This window comes from Intestinimonas butyriciproducens, from assembly GCF_004154955.1.
Lineage (GTDB): Bacteria > Bacillota > Clostridia > Oscillospirales > Oscillospiraceae > Intestinimonas > Intestinimonas butyriciproducens.
The window spans coordinates 649,482-664,995 of sequence record NZ_CP011524.1 but is presented as its reverse complement, the minus strand read 5'-3'; the positions used below and the strand labels follow the sequence as shown (position 1 = coordinate 664,995).

Here is a 15,514-nt window from a genome sequence, read left to right as displayed (position 1 = left end):
TATGTTTCGATTTCGACGCCTGGCCGCCCTGGTGCTGACCGGCGCTCTGCTCTCTGGGCTGGGGACAGTTCAAGCGGCGGAACCCGCGCTTCTGCCGGAAAGCGCTGCGTTGTCCTCCGGAGATTCCTGGCCGCTCCCTGTGGATTTCGACTCGCTCTCTTATGACACAGAGCATGTCCAGGATTTTCTCTCGGACTGTGAGGATTTTCAGGCGCTGCTGGACTCCTCCGCCTCCATCACCACGATTTCGACCGCCTGTATGGCGCTTTATGTCGATTATCTCTCCCTTTACACCGAATACTCGGTCTGCTCTGTCCATTACTACCGGGATCCGGCGTCTTATGAGGCGGATTATCTGGCCTTCACCTTCCTCTTTACCCGTGCGGGCCAGGCCTACCAGGATGCCGTCCACGGCATGTTCCGCTCCGACTCCTTTACCGACGCCTATGCGGCCGCCGACGGCGACCTGGAGGAACTGGAGGAACTGCTGGATGACTACCTGGACGAGTCGATCACCGATGAGCAGCTCGACCTTATGGACCAGGAAAGCGCGCTGGTGGCCGGATATTGGAACGCGCTCACCGCGGAATACACCGCGACGCTGCCGGGCAGTGACAGGACCTGGACCCGTGAGGAGACCGAATCCGACCCCGACTTGAGCGATGAGGATTACTGGACCCTCCTCTCCGCGCTGGCACAAGCCAGGAACGCGGCGGCGGGTCCCTATTTGCTGGAGCTCTCCTCCCTGCGCCGGGAGATCGCCCGCTCCAGCGGCTACGACTCCGTTCTCGACTACTATTATGAAACGTATTACGGGCGCGATTACGGACGCGAGGAATCCGAGGCGCTCTTCTCCTATGTGAAAGAGCATATCGTACCGGTCTATTCCGCCTATGCCGCCTATTATGCCGCAGTCTGTGCCGGGGAGGAGGCACTGAACCGCTACGACGGGCAGGGGCAGGCCGGGAAGCTGGCGGCTGTGGGTCCGGTGATCGGACAGATCGCGTCTGAGCTGGGAGAACTCTTCGACTATATGGTGGAGAGCAATCTGTGTGACATCGAGCGCTCCGACACCAAGCTGGACGTGGGCTTCACCATTTCCCTGCCCTCCTACCGCTCCGCTTTCCTCTTTGACAGCCCCCAGGGCGGCTATTACGACATCAGCACGCTGATCCATGAGTTCGGCCACTTCTCCGCTTACTGCGCGGCCCCTTCCGTCAACTTCTCCTATGACACGGCGGAGACCCACTCGCAGGGTCTGGAGGCCCTCTCCCTGCGCTATGCCGACCAGCTTTTCGGCGAGGCGGGGGACGCCTTCCGGGGCGCCGACCTCTACGCCCTGCTCCATGCTGTGGTGGACGGCTGCCTCTACGGTGAGTTTCAGGTTGAGTTTTTCGACATGGAAGACCCCACGCTTCAGGATGTCAACCGCCTTTTCCGCACCCTTGCGCAGGAGTATGGCTATGTCTATGCGACGGACTCGGACGAGGCTTACGACTGGGTGGAGGTGAACCACACCTTTGAGTCCCCCTTCTACTATATCAGCTACGCCACCTCCGCCCTCTCTGCCCTGGACCTGTTCCTGACCTCCCAGGATGACTATCAGGGGGCTGTGGACACCTATCTGAATCTCATCCGTCTCTCGGATGAGAGCGGCTACCGTGAGACCATGGCGCGGGCCGGCTTCCCCGACGTGTTTCAGGAGGAGACTGTGTCCGGCGTTGGCGGGGAGCTGAGCGGCTACCTCTATACCGATCTCTACGGTCTCTATGACTTGGAGGACCACTGGGCGCTTCCGGAGATCGGCGCGCTGGTCTCCGCCGGACTCATAGGCGGCACGGGGGACGGGTTCCAGCCCTCGGTCCCTGTCAGCCGCGCCGCCCTGTGCACCATTCTCTACCGCGCGGAGGGCCAGCCCCAGCCTGATGCGGAGAGCAGCTTCTCCGATGTGGCTGCCGACGCCTGGTATGCCGATGCGGCGTCCTGGGCGGCGGAGAGCGGCATCACCACCGGCACGGGCGGCGGCTTCTCTCCCGACGTCCCCCTCACCCGCGAGAGCCTCGCCCTGCTGCTCTACCGGTATGCCGGAGAACCCTCCCACAGCGGCGGGCTCTCCTCCTTCTCCGATGCCGACACCGTCTCCCCCTGGGCCAGCCAGGCAGTGGCCTGGGCCGTGGAGCAAGGCATCCTGCTGGGCAGCGACGGGCGGTTGAATCCCACCGGCGGCGCTAGCCGTGCAGAGGCCGCCGTCATGCTTTTCCGCTTCTTCTCCCAGGCCGCCGGCGAAGCGGCAGCCTAGCCCTTACCTGTATATCCAGATTCTCACCGGAGGTAATCCACACCATGCCCATCAAAATTCCCGACTCCCTCCCCGCCCGCGCCACCCTGGAGGGGGAGAATATCTTCGTCATGACCGAATACCGGGCTCTGCACCAGGATATCCGGCCCCTGAAGGTGCTCATCCTCAACCTGATGCCCACCAAGATCGTCACCGAGACACAGATCCTGCGCAAGCTGTCCAACACGCCCCTCCAGGTCCAGGTAGAGCTGCTCCGGACTTCCAGTTATCGTTCCCAGCACATCGACGAGGACCACCTGGAGTCCTTTTACACCACCTTCGATCAGGTCCGCGGGCGGAAATACGACGGCATGATCATCACCGGCGCGCCGGTGGAAAACCTGGACTTCACCCAGGTGGAGTATTGGGACGAGCTGTGTGAGATCATGGAGTGGACCCGCAGTCATGTCCACTCCACCCTCCACATCTGCTGGGGCGCACAGGCGGGGCTCTACTTCCACTACGGCGTGGAGAAGCGTTCTCTGCCGGAAAAGCTCTTCGGCGTGTTCGACCACCGGGTACTTAAACCCAATTCCCCCCTGTTCCGCGGCTTTGACGACGTCTTCCAAGCCCCCCACTCCCGATACACCGAGGTGTGGGAGAGCGATATCCGTTCCACGCCCGGTCTGGAGCTGCTGGCCGTCTCCGGAGACGCCGGGGTCTTTGCCGTGAAGAGTGAGGATTCCCGCCAGTTTTTCATCACCGGTCACCCGGAATACGACCCCGACACCCTGGCCCGGGAGTACTTCCGGGACCGGGAAAAAGGGTTGCAGATCCATGTGCCCTATAATTACTTTCCCGGCGACGATCCCTGCCGCCCCCCCATCGTCCGCTGGCGGAGCGCCGGGCAGCTTCTCTATACCAACTGGCTCAATTACTACGTCTATCAGACCACGCCTTACGATCTGAACAAGGTGTAACGTAGTCCCTTTGGCAAAAAGGACCTCCACCAGCCCCTTTGGGGGTCGGCGGAGGTCCTTGGTCTGTCAGAGCCTGTCGGTCTGTTTCGAAGCCGCAGGCAACGCCCTTTTCTTTGCTGTCACAATTTGCGATGCGGGCTGTTTCTCCCATTTCTGCGGTCCAGGCAAGGGAAGGGAGATCGCCGCGGCTCCTTCCAGCGGGCAAAGGCGCGGGCCGGCTAAAAAGCCGGCCCGCGCCTTTGTCGAAAAGAGAGAGGAGGAAGAAGTGATGCGATCTATATAGAATCGGCTCTCGCCTGATGAGGAGAGTATACGCCCCCAAGGGAAGAATTTGGTGAATAGGCTGTGAACAGGACATAAAGCTTTTCTTAACAAGTTTGCCCGTTGCAATCTCTATTTCTTTATTATATGATAGGACCAGCGAGGAGATGGAGCATATGCATATCACCTATGAGACCGTCAAGCAGTCCGAGGAGATCCGGACTTATATCACCCAGGCGGACGCCTCCCTGCTGGCCCTGGGGTACACCGAGCACAGCTTTGCCCACGTGACCCGGTGCGCCGTGGTGGCGGGCGACCTGCTGCAGGAGCTGGGTTACGACGCCCACACGGTGGAGCTGTGCCGGATCGCCGCCTTTATGCACGACATCGGCAACGTGGTCAACCGCAACGACCACGCCCAGACCGGAGCGGTAATGGCCTTCCGGATCCTGGACAACATGGGCATGGAGCCCTCCGATGTGGCCGCCGTCATCACAGCCATCGGCCATCACGATGATTCCACCGCCTTTCCGGTGAACGCCATCGCCGCGGCCCTTCTGCTGGCGGACAAGACCGACGTGCGCCGCAGCCGGGTCCGTAACCGGGATACCATCAACTTCGACATCCATGACCGGGTGAATTACGCGGTGGAACAGTCCGACCTGCGGCTGGATCAGAAGGCCAAGACCGTCACCCTGACCCTTTCCATCAATACGGAGGTGTGCGCCGTGATGGACTACTTTGAGATCTTCCTCCAGCGCATGCTCCTGTGCAGAAAGGCGGCGGAATTCTTCGGCCTCACCTTCAAGCTGGACATCAACGGATTGACTTTACTGTAGTGCTGTGGTATGATTGCCGCTCGGCCAGAATTTTCCCGCGCCCGCCCCGGACAGCCGGGGCGGGTTTATGCCGTCTGCCGCCGCCGAAAGGAGCTGTTCGCCGCTTTGCACAATCAGATCACCGAGGGGTCCATCCTCAAGCCCCTCCTCTCATTTTTCTTTCCCATCCTGCTGGGCACCTTTTTCCAGCAGCTCTACAACACGGTGGACGCCATCATCGTGGGGAACTTTGTGGGTACCGCCGCCCTGGGCGCGGTGGGCGGCCCCACAGCGGTGCTCATCAACTTTCTGGTGAATCTCTTTGTGGGCCTCTCCTCCGGGGCCACAGTGGTTATCGCCCAGTATTACGGCGCCCGGCAGGGAGAAGACCTGCGGGAGGCCGTCCATACCGGCATCGCCCTGTCCCTGGCGGCGGGCGTGGTCATCACAGGCGTGGGTATCGCCCTTTCCGGCCCGGTCCTTCGCATGATGGGTACCCCTGAGGACGTGATGGGCTACGCGCTCACCTACCTGCGGGTCTACTTCTGCGGGACCATGGCCTCTTTCATCTACAATATGGGGTCCAGCATCCTCCGCGCCATCGGCGATACCAAGCGTCCCCTCTACTTTCTCATCGCCGCATGCCTCACCAACATCGTGCTGGACCTGTTCTTTGTGGTGGTGCTGGACATGGCCGTCTTCGGTGTGGGGCTGGCCACCGTATTGTCCCAGGTGGTGAGCGCCGTGCTGGTGGCCGTCTCCCTTCTCCAGCCGGGCACGGTCTACTGCGTAGACCTCCGCGCCATCCGTTTCCACCCCGACAAACTCAAAAGCATCCTGCGCATCGGGCTCCCGGCGGGCATTCAGTCCAATATGTACACCATCTCCAACATGGTGCTTCAGTCCTGCATCAACTCGTTCGGCACCGTCACCGTGGCCGCCTGGACCGCTTTCGGCAAGGTGGACGGCTTTTATTGGATGGTCTCCGGCGCCTTCGGCGTATCCATCACCACCTTTGTGAGCCAGAACTTCGGTGCCCGGAAGTACGACCGGCTCAAGAAGGGCGTGATGGTCTGCCTGGGCGTCACCTTCGGTGTGACGGCCCTCATCAGCCTCCTCTTCTGCGGTGCGGCCCCCATCCTGCTGCGTATGTTCACCTCCGACAGCGCGGTCATCGCCCTGGGCCGGCATGTCATGTGGTTCACCGTCCCCTTCTACGTCACCTTCGTCTGCATTGAGATCTTCTCCGGCGCGGTCCGGGGTACAGGCGACTCCCTCAAGCCCATGCTTCTTACCTGCAGCGGCGTGTGTGTGCTGCGGGTGCTGTGAGTGCTGCTGGTCCTCCCGCACCGCAACGTGCTGGAGACCGTGCTGGTGAGCTATCCCATCAGCTGGAGCGTCACCTCCATCCTCTATATCATCTATTACGCCCGGGGGAACTGGCTGCGCCGTGGGATCCAGAAGGCCGGCCATGAGATGCCGGAGGCGTTAAAACAGTAAGGACCGATATGGATACAGATACAGAGCGCGCGGCGGGAACTCCCGCCGCGCGCTCTGTATTCCGCCTTCTCAGTCGAATACGAACTGACTGTCCATCTGCACCACCACGTCGTTCTCCAGCCGAAAGCCCACAAAGATCCCGCCCACGGGCTGCCCCCAGAAGAGCAGGTCGCGGGTGCCGTTCTGCTTCTCCTGCTCCGCTTCGTCCAGTTCCGGATACGCCGCGAGGACTGCAGCTCGGGTGGACCCGACCTCGATCCCCCGCCAATTGGGGATGCCCGGCGCGGTCACGGAGACGGCGTACGCCGTGGCAAGGTCCGCGGCCTCGTCCACGCTGTACCGGACCTCCACGCCGTCCCAAGTCCTGGTGAGAAAACGGCTGCCCTCATACCCGGAGTCCCCGGTCCAGCTCTCGCTGGAGAGGGGCGCGCCCAGGTCCGGCTCCCCCTGCTGGAAGAGGACATACCATGCTCCACCCAGCAGGAAGGCGCACTCCGCATCGGAAGGCCGGCCCTCGCCGCACAGGCTGTAGTAGTGGATAAAATAGGGCCGGAGGTCTCCGTCCTCAGACATGCGGAAATGCCACTCGATGGGCGCACCCCGGGCGGTGCCGTCCACAACCGCGGTATCCCAGCCGTAAGCGCCGCTGAAGCGCAGGGTGGCAAGGTCCGCGGTGAAGTCCCAGCCCAAGCGCTCCGCCGCGTCGGAGCGGATCCAGAGCCCATCGTTCCACTCCCGGAACGTCCCGTCGGATCGCTGCATCAGGCGCTCAGCCAGGTTCTGGGCGAACACCCGGCGGAGCTGAGAGAGGAGCTGGTCCTCCATGGGGAGGTCCTCCTGTTTTTCATATCCGGCCAGGCGGCGCCAGACCACGCCGTTTTCGTCGGAAACAGGAGCCCCCTCGATCTCAGCCCGATCCAGGAAGGGCGCTACAGCGGCGTCCGCGTCGGAAAGAAGGCGGAGGAACGAGAGCCGTCGACCGGCGTCCTCGTTGCCGGAAGCCCGCAGGTAGTCCGCCACAGCATACTCCGGCGCGCCCGCGTCCGCCCCGACGGAGAAGCTCCCCAGCAGGCTCCGCGCTCCCTCCTCCAGCCGGACCACCAGAAAGGTGAAGGCGGCGTCAAACGCATGGCCCTCCGGGTCCTCCGGCCGCGCGCCCGGCTCCATGGTATAGGCCTCCAGAGTGGCGCCGGGCAGCACAGCCTCGGCGGAGAAGGCCAGCTTCAGGTCCACCGTTTCTCCCCCCGGCCCCGCCAGCTCCAACGCCATGGCGTATACCTCATCCGGAACGGGGAATGGATTTCTTTCTCCATCGCGGGCGGCGTCGCAGGCCACCAGTCCGCCCAGCGCGCCCACCAGCAGCACCGTACACAGCAGGAGCAGACGCCCCGACCGCCGGGGCGCGGCGAAGAGATTGCCCAGCCGGGCCCGGACCGCCCGGGGCCCGCCGTGGAATTCCGTGGAAAAATAGGTGTGTGGGCGCTTCATGACCCCTCTCCCCTTCTTTTTCGTCTCTTGTGTGGAAAGCCTCGCGACCCTTTGGTCGGAAGCGCGGCGGACGGCCGACGTCCCGGTTTCCAGCGGGCCCCGGCCCTAATAGAAGCCGAATGTGGAGCCGTCCGACAGCCACTCCAGAATCCGCAGATAGTCCGTGACATAGCGGGAGATGGGGTACCACTCCTCCGATGTCACGGCCAGATAGTACCAGCCGTTTTCAGCGGGCGTTCCGGGCGGTGGCAGTCCCTCCAGCGCAAGGGGCCGCTCCCTCTCTCCCACGCGCTCCCGCGGATCGCCGGGCCCCGCCAGCAGCTCCACAAGACAGCCCGAACCGGGCGGAACGGACACCGGCTCCACACCGCCGTGGGTGGCTACATACCGCTCGTAGGCATAGCGGTAATAAACGGCCAGTCCCCGCTCCGTGCTGCGGAAGACCAGCGCCAGGTTGTCTCCATCTCCGGAGCCCGGGGTCTGCCAGGAGAGGTGGAGCCCATCGCTGGTGAAAAATCCCCCCTGCGGGTCATAGTGGTCTGTCCCGGCGACATAGTTGAGGAAGCGGTCTCCGCCTCCGGCCTCCCAGTTCTCAAAATAACCCATGGCCAGGGCGCGGAGGGCTTCCCGGGTCCCCGCCTCTTCCCGGGTAAAGTTACCCACGTAGGTGTACCTACCGCCTATGTCATAGAGATAGACCGCGTAGGGCGCGTCGTCCTCCCACCCCGGCTGGTCCGCGAGGGTCACCGGACAGAGGTAGGCGCCCACCCCCTCATAGCCCCGCGCCGAGGCGTCCTCCGGGAAGTAGACGGCCGCAGCCAGCGTCATCTCCCCCATGGACCAGCCGTCGGGACCCGCGGCCAGGCGCCGCGCCCTCTGTACCAGTTCGGGGTAGAACCGCTCCTCCGGGTCGGCAAAGGACGCCGGGAAGCGGAAGGTGCCCCTGAAGTACGCCAGGAGCCCGCCCAAATCGTAATTGACCTCCATGACCTGCCGGTTCTCCTGGTCCTGGTAGTAATCGTTGACCACCGCCCAGCCCTTTTCCGTCTGCCGGACCGCGCGGAATCCCCATACCGGAGGAAAGGCTTCGGTGAGGACCTCTCCCCGGTAAAGGAACGAGATCTCCTCTCCCGGCGGAAGCCCACTGTATTGGGGGATGAGCTCCTCCCGGATCTGCCTTTGAAAGTCCAGCGCCGCCTCTGGGATCTCCACGCCTGCCAGGTAGATGGGGGGCCCTGGCTCACCGGGGAAGCAGAGAGACAGCACGCCGCCGGTCCAACTCTTCCGCCCCTGGGCCAGAAGGGTCCCGTCAGAACTGAAAATGTCATAGCACCAGCAGGCCAGGTCCTCATCCGAATAGGCATGGCTCACGTCCGAATAGGCATAGCTCACGTTCAGCCGCCCCCCATCCGTTCCCAGCGCCTGGGGCGCCAGAGACCGGAGGGCGTCGGCCCCGGCCAGTATCTCCGGGTCCATGCGGGCCGTGACGAATCCCCCCTCCGGCCCCAGGCCGGTCTCCCGCCACTGATACCAGAGGGGCGGCTCCCGCTGGTCCAGCCCTTCCGCCGGCACCGGCTGCGCCCCGGTCATTCGGGCCGCAGTCCCGCCGCTCCAGACGTAGAGGCCATACCAGGCGTCCATGCCCTCCGCACCGTCCCTGTTCGCTCCTCCGAGATAGAAGGTGACCTCTCCGTCGGCATCGATGCGGAAGCCCCGGATCTCAAAGGTGTCCGGATCCAGCGGCAGGGAGAGCTCTCCGTCCGCCAGCAGCACCGCCACGGCCTCCCGCAGGTCCGCCTCCGTGGTCCCCGCCAGCTCCAGCGCCTGTTCCCGGGTCACCTCCCGCCGGTCCTTCTTGTCATAGACCCAGGAAAACAGCGTCCCATCGCTGCCATAGGTGGGATAGACGTTCTCCACCAGGGCGAGGTTCAGATAGCGGTCCGTGGTGGTGGGCCAGGCCGTCACCTCGCACCAGCTTGCGTCCCGGTAGGGATCGTCCACATAGGTCTGATAGACCGCTTTCCGCGCCAGCAGAGCGGCGTTGATGGCCTGGGCCGCTTCGCTCCGGTCCCCGGTGATCTGCGGGATTTCCAGAATGCTGCCCCTGTCGTCGTAATACTGGGTGTCCATGGCAATGGTGGCGGAGCTGCCGCCATGGCAGGCCACCAGTCCGCCCAGAGCGCCCACCAGCAGCACCAGGCCCAGCAGGGGCAGCCGTCCCCGCCGCCGGGGAGCGGCGAAGAGATTGCTCAGCCGGGCCCGGACGGCCCGGGTCCCGCCGTGGAATTCGGTGGAGAAATAGGTGTGGGGCGCCCTCATTCCGCCGCCTCCTTTCGCGTTTTCCTCTCCTGCCGGAGGGCGTCCACGATGGTCTGTCCATAGCGGCCCCGCTGTTCCCGGGAGAGCCCTTTCACCACGTCGTCGTCGCAGGCGCGCTCCATGTCCCCCTCAGCCGCGCGGAGCATGATCCACACCAGGGGGTTGAACCAGTGGACCAGGGCGGCGCACAGGAGGACCAGCTTGTAGCCGATGTCTCTCCGCCGGAAGTGGGTGAGCTCATGGCGCAGGATGAACCACAGCGCCTCCCCGTCCACTCCGCCCGCCGGCAGGAGGATGGTGGGGCGCAGCAGGCCGGTCATCATGGGCCCCGCCACGCCGGGACATTCCACCAGCTCCCCCGGGGCCGCGATCCCCAGCTCCGCCCGCAGTGCCTCCAGCATGTCCACAGCCGCCGGGTCCGTCACCGGCCTTCCCCAGCGCCTTACATGGTCGCGGAAGCGCAGGTATCCGATCCCATGCCACAGCGCGGGAACGGCCGCTCCGGACAGCCAGAGCCAGGGCAGCACATCGGCGAGCGCCAGAGACCGCGCTGCCGGGCGGGCGCCGCCCTCCGCCGGGGCCGGATCGGTCCGCTCCGCCGGGGTGGCCACCGGCTCCGGCGGAGCGGAGGGGACGGCCGGAACAGGGGACGCCTGGTGCGGCTCCGCCGCGGGCAGGGAAAGGACCACCCGGTCCTCCGGCGGCGAGAGCCGCACAGGGGCCTGGGGCAGGGAAATATTTACAGGGATAAGAAGCCGGACCGCCACGGCCAGCCATGCCCAATACCGCCATCGGGCGGCGTACCGCCGGGAGAGCAGCGGGCCGAGGGCCAGCAGCAGCAGGATCACCGCCGACATAGTGAGGGTGATCTCCGCCAGGGTCATCAGAAAATCCATCATTCCAGGCCATTCCTCCATTCTCCCCGGTTCTCCCGCCGGGGCCCCGTTCCCACCTCGCCGCAGCGGCCGGCTCTGGGGCGGCTCCGTCTCAGAGGCCGTCCCGCTTCAGCTCGTCCAAATATTGCTGTAGCTCGTCCAGTTCGCCGCGCTCCAGCTTTCCGCCCCGGGCCAGCGAGGCCACGAAGTTCTTCAGCGAGCTGCCGAACACCCTGCTGAGCACCGCTCCGCTCTCAAACTCCAGATAGGCCTCCCGGGACACCGCCGGGGCGTACCAGTTGCTCCTGCCCCGCTTTTCACAGGTGATGAACCCCTTTTCCGCAAGGCGTGCGAGATAGGTATTGAACGTGTTGGTGGCCCAGCCCCGGTCCCGCAGCCGCTCCTCCAGCTCGGCCCGGGCGGCGGGCCGTCCCTCCAGCTCCCACAGGGCCTTCATGACCTCCAGTTCCGTGTCCGGCAGCCGCCTCACAGGCGTCCCTCCCATCCACTTCAAATGTAGTATTTTTATTTTATACTACATTTGAAGTGGATCAAAGTCAAGTTACAAACCGGTGACATCCTGCCGGGCCGCCACCGGTCTGTCCTACAGGTGTGAAACGCCCCTGCAACCCGGAGAGACACAGGAGCGTTCCGCGCTCAGGATACCTCCCGGCAGGGGGCCTCCCGCTTCTGGGGCAGATCGCACCGCCGCACTGCCGGGAGGACGAGGCACAACACGCCGCACAGCACCGTCACGCCTCCGGCCAGGGCAAACCAGCGGATCAGTCCCACCCCCTCGGCAAAGAGGGCGGTGAGGCCCAGCCCCACGGGGCTTGCTAGGGTCATGACCGCCGAAGCGATCCCCAGCACCCGGCCCAGATACTCCCCCTCCACCTTTTCCTGGATGAGCGCGGTCAGCAGGCTGTTGAAAAAGGGGGAGGCCAGCCCCATCCCCAGGGAGAGGGAGACAAAGGAGAGGAATGCGGCGGGGGGCAGGCACCCCATGGCCAGCAGGCAGCCGCCCAGGGCAAAGACCGCCGCAGTCATGGTGGTCATCTTGTTCCGCGTCCCGCCCCAGAGCCCCAGGAGGAAGGAGCCCACCAGCATCCCCAGGGAATAGGCCGTCTCCACCACCGAGGCCGCCACGGCAGTGCCGCCGAAATAGCGCATGCTGACCAGAGGAAAGAGGGAGGACACCGGCACCACCGCCAGGGAGAAGAGCCCGCAGATGAGGCAGAGCTGCCACAGCCATTTCTTGCTCCGCAGGACGGCGCAGCCCGCCCGGCAGTCGTCCAGAAGTCGGAAGGGCGCCTCCTCTCCGGTGGCCCGGAGGGCCGGGAGCCGCGCGAGGAGCAGAAATCCGATGGCAAAGGCGGCCCCCATGGCATCCAGCGCGATGATGAGGGGGAGAGGGACCGCGGCGAAGAGGACCGCGGCCAGGGCAGGGCTCAAAAGCAGGGAGACGGTCTGCACTCCCTGGGACCAGCCCGCACATTTCCCCAGCATCTCCCGCGGGACGACGAGGGGAGTGACCGCCTGGAGGCAGGGGGAGTGGAAGGCGGAGCCCACACTCCGCAGGGCCAGGGTGACCATGATGGCGGTCATGGGCAGATCCCCCAGCAGGAGCCCCACCCCCACCAGGGCCAGCGATACCAGCCCGATGGCCCCGTCGGCCACCGCCATGATCTTGCGCCGGTCAAAGCGGTCGGCCACCGCCCCAGTGAAAAGGGAGAGGATGCCCTGGGGCAGCAGGGCGGCCACGGCGGCCAGGGACAGGACGGCGGCTGAACCGGTCTGCGCCGTGAGGTGCCAGATCAGGGCATATTGGGAGATGGAGCTGGTGAGGATCGACACCGCCTGCCCCACCCACAGTGTGGCAAACTGACGTTTCCATTGCGTGCGCATAAGTAGTTCCTCCTGTATCTCGGGCGCGGGAGGGGGGAAAGCCACCCGCCCCGCGCCGCATTGGAAGCCACCCCACGGTGACCTTCTCCATCCTATGCGCCCGCCGCCAAAATGGGAAAAAAGCGGTGCGGCATCTCTGCCGCACCGCTTTCCGTGTGTTTCATGTTCAAAAACGTGTGGGACGGGGCCGTTCCGGGGAACTTATTCCGGCAGATAGCTCACCGGATCCACACTCTCGCCGTCCTCCCGCATCTCAAAGTGGAGATGGGGCGCGCGGGCGCTTTCCGCCACGGCTGTGGTCCCCACCGCGCCGATGACCGCGCCGATGGACACCTGATCCCCCGCCTCCACGGTGGGGACGGCCGCCAGATTGGCGTAGATGCTCTCCACTCCGCCCGCGTGGGCGATGACCACAGTGGTGCCCATCAGATCGTCCTGCTCCACGCTGGCCACGGTCCCGGCGGAGACCGCCAGCACCTGTGTGCCCACAGGGGCCGCGATATCGATGCCGGAGTGGGTCCGCCAGTCGCCCATGGTCTCGTCATAGGCCAGCACCTCCAGGGAGTAGTCGGCCACCACCTGTCCCTTGACCGGCCAGGTAAACACCGAGGCCGCCGGCGCGGCGGGGGTGGGCGCAGGCGTGGCGGCGGGGGTGGGCGCGGGGGTGGGTGCGGGCGTGGGTTTGGCTGTGGGGGCCGGGGTGGGCGCCACCGTGGGCTTCACCGGCTGCACGGTGGGCATGACCACCACCTGGGTGGGGGCCGCCACGGCGGCGTCCCCGTCCCTCATATCAAGAGAGGAAAAGAGATAATAGCCCGAAATTCCAATTGCGGCGACGCAGAGGAACAGGACTATGTAGAAGCCCTTCCCCTCCATGAAGTCGCCGATCCGCTCTAAGATCGGTTTCTTTTTCATCGCAAGCCTCCATACTGTCTGCCGGTCCGCAGCCTGTCCGCGGACCGGCTTGCCGCTCTTCCGGCGAGCGGCAAGCCGATGTCTGAGCGAGTCCCCACGGCGCCGTGGGGGGCTCTCCGGAACTATTGTGGGCAAAGAATTCCAGCCTTATACATCTCTTCCACATAATTTTTCTTGACTTCTTCTGCAAAACCGCATATACTGTATATGTTTTATATATACAGTTGTCCGATCAAATATTTAAGGAAAATTTAATCTTTTCTTTCCCCTTCCCTACATCTTTTTATGGTATCCTGTATCCCGTCCTCAAGCAGTATGCGCCCGGTCATGGAGGGCGGCAGGCCGTGCCCCGCCTTTTTTTCCGCGCCCCGGGCCCGTGCATCCGGAGCTTGCAACCGTGGAACGTCCCGCGCCCGCTCGGCGCGGGCGTTTTTCGGGTCATTCCAGGGGCCGCGGTCCTTCCGCCGCCCCGGCCAATCGTAAGGTAAAGGAGTCAGCAGTATGGAAACTACCCAGGTCAGGCAGGAGACCGCCTCACAGCCCGCCGCCCCGCAGAAGGAACAGAAGGGCGCGGCCCCCAAGGTACCGATGCCCCGCAAGAAGAAAAAATGGATTAAGCGTGTAATCGCTCTGGCCGTGCTGGCGGCGCTGCTGCTTTTCCTCTTCCGGAGCTGCAGCGGGGCGAAAAACGCCATCGTCTCCGGTTCTTATCTCCCCGCCTCCGCCGCTCGACAGGACCTGGTGGTGTCCGTCTCCGGCACCGGCACCATCCAGCCCATCCACTCCTACAAGGTCACCACCCTGGTAAAGGGGGAGGTGCTGGAAGCCCCCTTCGAGGAGGGGCAGACGGTACATAAGGGCGACCTCCTGTTCCGCATCGACTCCAAGGATGTGGAGACCTCCATCCAGCAGGCGGAGCTGAGTCTGGAGTCCGCCCGGCTGAGCTACGACCAGCTCCTCAAAAACCAGTCCGACAACCGGAAGAACACCACCGTGAGGGCCGCCGCCGCCGGCGTGATCACCAAGCTGTATGTGGACGAGGGGGATATGGTCTCTCTGGGCGCCCCCATCGCCGACATTCTGGACCGGGACAACATGAAGCTGACCGTCCCCTTCCACGCCGCCGATGCCGCCGGCTTTGCCGTGGGGCAGTCCGCCTCCGTCACGGTGGACGGCACGCTGGAGACCCTCTCCGGCGTCATCGACTCCATTTCCGCCACCGACTCTGTGGGGCCCGGCGGCACCCTGGTGCGCAATGTCACCGTGGCGGTCCGGAATCCCGGCGCCCTGTCCGACGCCTCCAGCGGCACCGCCGCGGTGGGGACGGCGGCCAGTGCGGCCAGCGGCGCTTTTGCTTACGGGGAGAGCAAGCAGGTGGTCGCCAAGGCCTCCGGCGAGCTCACCAGCCTGAGCGTCAAGGAGGGGGACCGGGTCTCCGAGGACCAGGTCATCGGCGGCTTTGACGAGACCGACATGGCCACCCAGATCGAGAGCGCGGCCATCCAGGTGAAAAACGCCGAGCTCACCCTCCAGAACGCCAGGGACCGGCTGGAGGACTACTCCATCACCTCCACCATCGACGGCACGGTCATCGAGAAGAACTACGACGTGGGCGACACGCTGGACACCAGCACCTCCTCCACCACCGGCATCGCCTATCCCGCCGTCATCTACGATCTTTCTGCCCTCACCTTTGATATCCGCATCCACGAGCTGGACATCAACAAGATCCAAGTGGGCCAGGCGGTGGAGATCACCTCCGACGCCCTGGACGGCCAGAGCTTCACCGGCAGGGTAGACAAGGTGAACATCAACGGCACCACCTCCAACGGCGTCACCACCTATCCCGTCACCGTGCTCATCGACGGCTCCCCGGACGAGCTCAAGCCCGGCATGAACATCTCCGCCAAGATCGTGGTGGAGGACGCGGGCGAGGTGCTATGCATTCCCGTGGAGGCGGTGAACCGTGGACAGAACGGCGCCAGCACCGTGCTGGTGGCGGGCCCCGGCGCCCTGGATGAGGCGGGTAATCTGGCCGACAGCTCCAAGCTGGAGGAGCGGGAGGTCACCCTGGGACGGAACGACGAGGCCTACATCGAGGTTCTCTCCGGTCTGGAGGAGGGCGAGACCGTCTTTATCCAGAACGCCTCCTCCGCCAACCCCTGGGGGTGATGA

Annotated in this window: 12 protein-coding genes; 6 read left to right on the top strand and 6 right to left on the bottom strand. The window is 64.5% G+C overall.

All coding sequences use genetic code 11. The annotated features are described in order from the left end of the window. The first annotated feature begins 1 nt into the window (after position 1). The 5 genes from SRB521_RS03375 (at position 2) to SRB521_RS16750 (ending at position 5,837) form a co-directional block, all read left to right on the top strand. Positions 2 to 2,299 carry an S-layer homology domain-containing protein gene (locus tag SRB521_RS03375; RefSeq protein WP_116722579.1) on the top strand — a complete coding sequence of 766 codons (2,298 nt, stop codon included), beginning with the start codon at positions 2 to 4 and terminating at the stop codon, positions 2,297 to 2,299. Between the two features lie 44 nt (positions 2,300 to 2,343). Beyond that, the gene (gene metA, locus SRB521_RS03370) at positions 2,344 to 3,258 is read left to right on the top strand and encodes a homoserine O-acetyltransferase MetA (RefSeq protein ID WP_033116824.1); all 915 of its coding nucleotides are present in this window, start codon (positions 2,344 to 2,346) and stop codon (positions 3,256 to 3,258) included. A 437-nt stretch (positions 3,259 to 3,695) separates the two neighbouring features. After that, the gene (locus SRB521_RS03365) at positions 3,696 to 4,358 is read left to right on the top strand and encodes an HD domain-containing protein (protein ID WP_033116825.1); all 663 of its coding nucleotides are present in this window, start codon (positions 3,696 to 3,698) and stop codon (positions 4,356 to 4,358) included. 105 nt (positions 4,359 to 4,463) lie between these two features. Next, a complete protein-coding gene (locus SRB521_RS03360) occupies positions 4,464 to 5,666 on the top strand; it encodes an MATE family efflux transporter (protein ID WP_306812331.1) in 1,203 nt (400 codons plus the stop codon). Beyond that, positions 5,667 to 5,837: a hypothetical protein gene (locus SRB521_RS16750; protein WP_306812330.1), complete on the top strand. Its 171-nt coding sequence runs from the start codon at positions 5,667 to 5,669 to the stop codon at positions 5,835 to 5,837. Positions 5,838 to 5,906: 69 nt separating this feature from the next. On the opposite strand, the gene SRB521_RS03355 is transcribed toward SRB521_RS16750, so the two are convergent. The 6 genes from SRB521_RS03355 to SRB521_RS03330 form a co-directional block, all read right to left on the bottom strand. Continuing rightward, positions 5,907 to 7,325: a hypothetical protein gene (locus tag SRB521_RS03355; RefSeq protein WP_116722578.1), complete on the bottom strand. Its 1,419-nt coding sequence runs from the start codon at positions 7,323 to 7,325 to the stop codon at positions 5,907 to 5,909. 105 nt (positions 7,326 to 7,430) lie between these two features. Beyond that, positions 7,431 to 9,644 carry a hypothetical protein gene (locus SRB521_RS16010; RefSeq protein ID WP_165366552.1) on the bottom strand — a complete coding sequence of 738 codons (2,214 nt, stop codon included), beginning with the start codon at positions 9,642 to 9,644 and terminating at the stop codon, positions 7,431 to 7,433. Then, a complete protein-coding gene (locus SRB521_RS03345; protein ID WP_165366551.1) occupies positions 9,641 to 10,543 on the bottom strand; it encodes a M56 family metallopeptidase in 903 nt (300 codons plus the stop codon). Before SRB521_RS03345 ends, SRB521_RS16010 begins: the two co-directional genes overlap by 4 nt. 88 nt (positions 10,544 to 10,631) lie before the next feature. Further along, complete coding sequence (locus tag SRB521_RS03340) at positions 10,632 to 11,009, bottom strand: BlaI/MecI/CopY family transcriptional regulator (protein WP_083631036.1); 378 nt, start codon at positions 11,007 to 11,009, stop codon at positions 10,632 to 10,634. A gap of 167 nt (positions 11,010 to 11,176) precedes the next feature. Continuing rightward, positions 11,177 to 12,424, bottom strand: a complete 1,248-nt coding sequence (locus tag SRB521_RS03335; RefSeq protein ID WP_116722576.1) for an MFS transporter — start codon at positions 12,422 to 12,424, stop codon at positions 11,177 to 11,179. A gap of 201 nt (positions 12,425 to 12,625) precedes the next feature. Beyond that, on the bottom strand, positions 12,626 to 13,339 hold the full coding sequence (locus tag SRB521_RS03330; RefSeq protein WP_075705287.1) for a M23 family metallopeptidase: 714 nt from the start codon (positions 13,337 to 13,339) through the stop codon (positions 12,626 to 12,628). Positions 13,340 to 13,840: 501 nt separating this feature from the next. Between SRB521_RS03330 and SRB521_RS03325 the strand changes: the two genes are divergently transcribed. Further along, a complete protein-coding gene (locus SRB521_RS03325) occupies positions 13,841 to 15,511 on the top strand; it encodes an efflux RND transporter periplasmic adaptor subunit (protein WP_075705286.1) in 1,671 nt (556 codons plus the stop codon). Positions 15,512 to 15,514 lie beyond the last annotated feature (3 nt).

Bases quoted from the DNA above. Each gene is read 5' to 3' on its own strand.
- SRB521_RS03375 (WP_116722579.1), top strand. From the start codon at position 2: ATGTTTCGATTTCGACGCCTGGCCGCCCTGGTGCTGACCGGCGCTCTG.
- metA (WP_033116824.1), top strand. From the start codon at position 2,344: ATGCCCATCAAAATTCCCGACTCCCTCCCCGCCCGCGCCACCCTGGAG.
- SRB521_RS03365 (WP_033116825.1), top strand. From the start codon at position 3,696: ATGCATATCACCTATGAGACCGTCAAGCAGTCCGAGGAGATCCGGACT.
- SRB521_RS03355 (WP_116722578.1), bottom strand. From the start codon at position 7,325: ATGAAGCGCCCACACACCTATTTTTCCACGGAATTCCACGGCGGGCCC.
- SRB521_RS16010 (WP_165366552.1), bottom strand. From the start codon at position 9,644: ATGAGGGCGCCCCACACCTATTTCTCCACCGAATTCCACGGCGGGACC.
- SRB521_RS03345 (WP_165366551.1), bottom strand. From the start codon at position 10,543: ATGATGGATTTTCTGATGACCCTGGCGGAGATCACCCTCACTATGTCG.
- SRB521_RS03335 (WP_116722576.1), bottom strand. From the start codon at position 12,424: ATGCGCACGCAATGGAAACGTCAGTTTGCCACACTGTGGGTGGGGCAG.
- SRB521_RS03330 (WP_075705287.1), bottom strand. From the start codon at position 13,339: ATGAAAAAGAAACCGATCTTAGAGCGGATCGGCGACTTCATGGAGGGG.
- SRB521_RS03325 (WP_075705286.1), top strand. From the start codon at position 13,841: ATGGAAACTACCCAGGTCAGGCAGGAGACCGCCTCACAGCCCGCCGCC.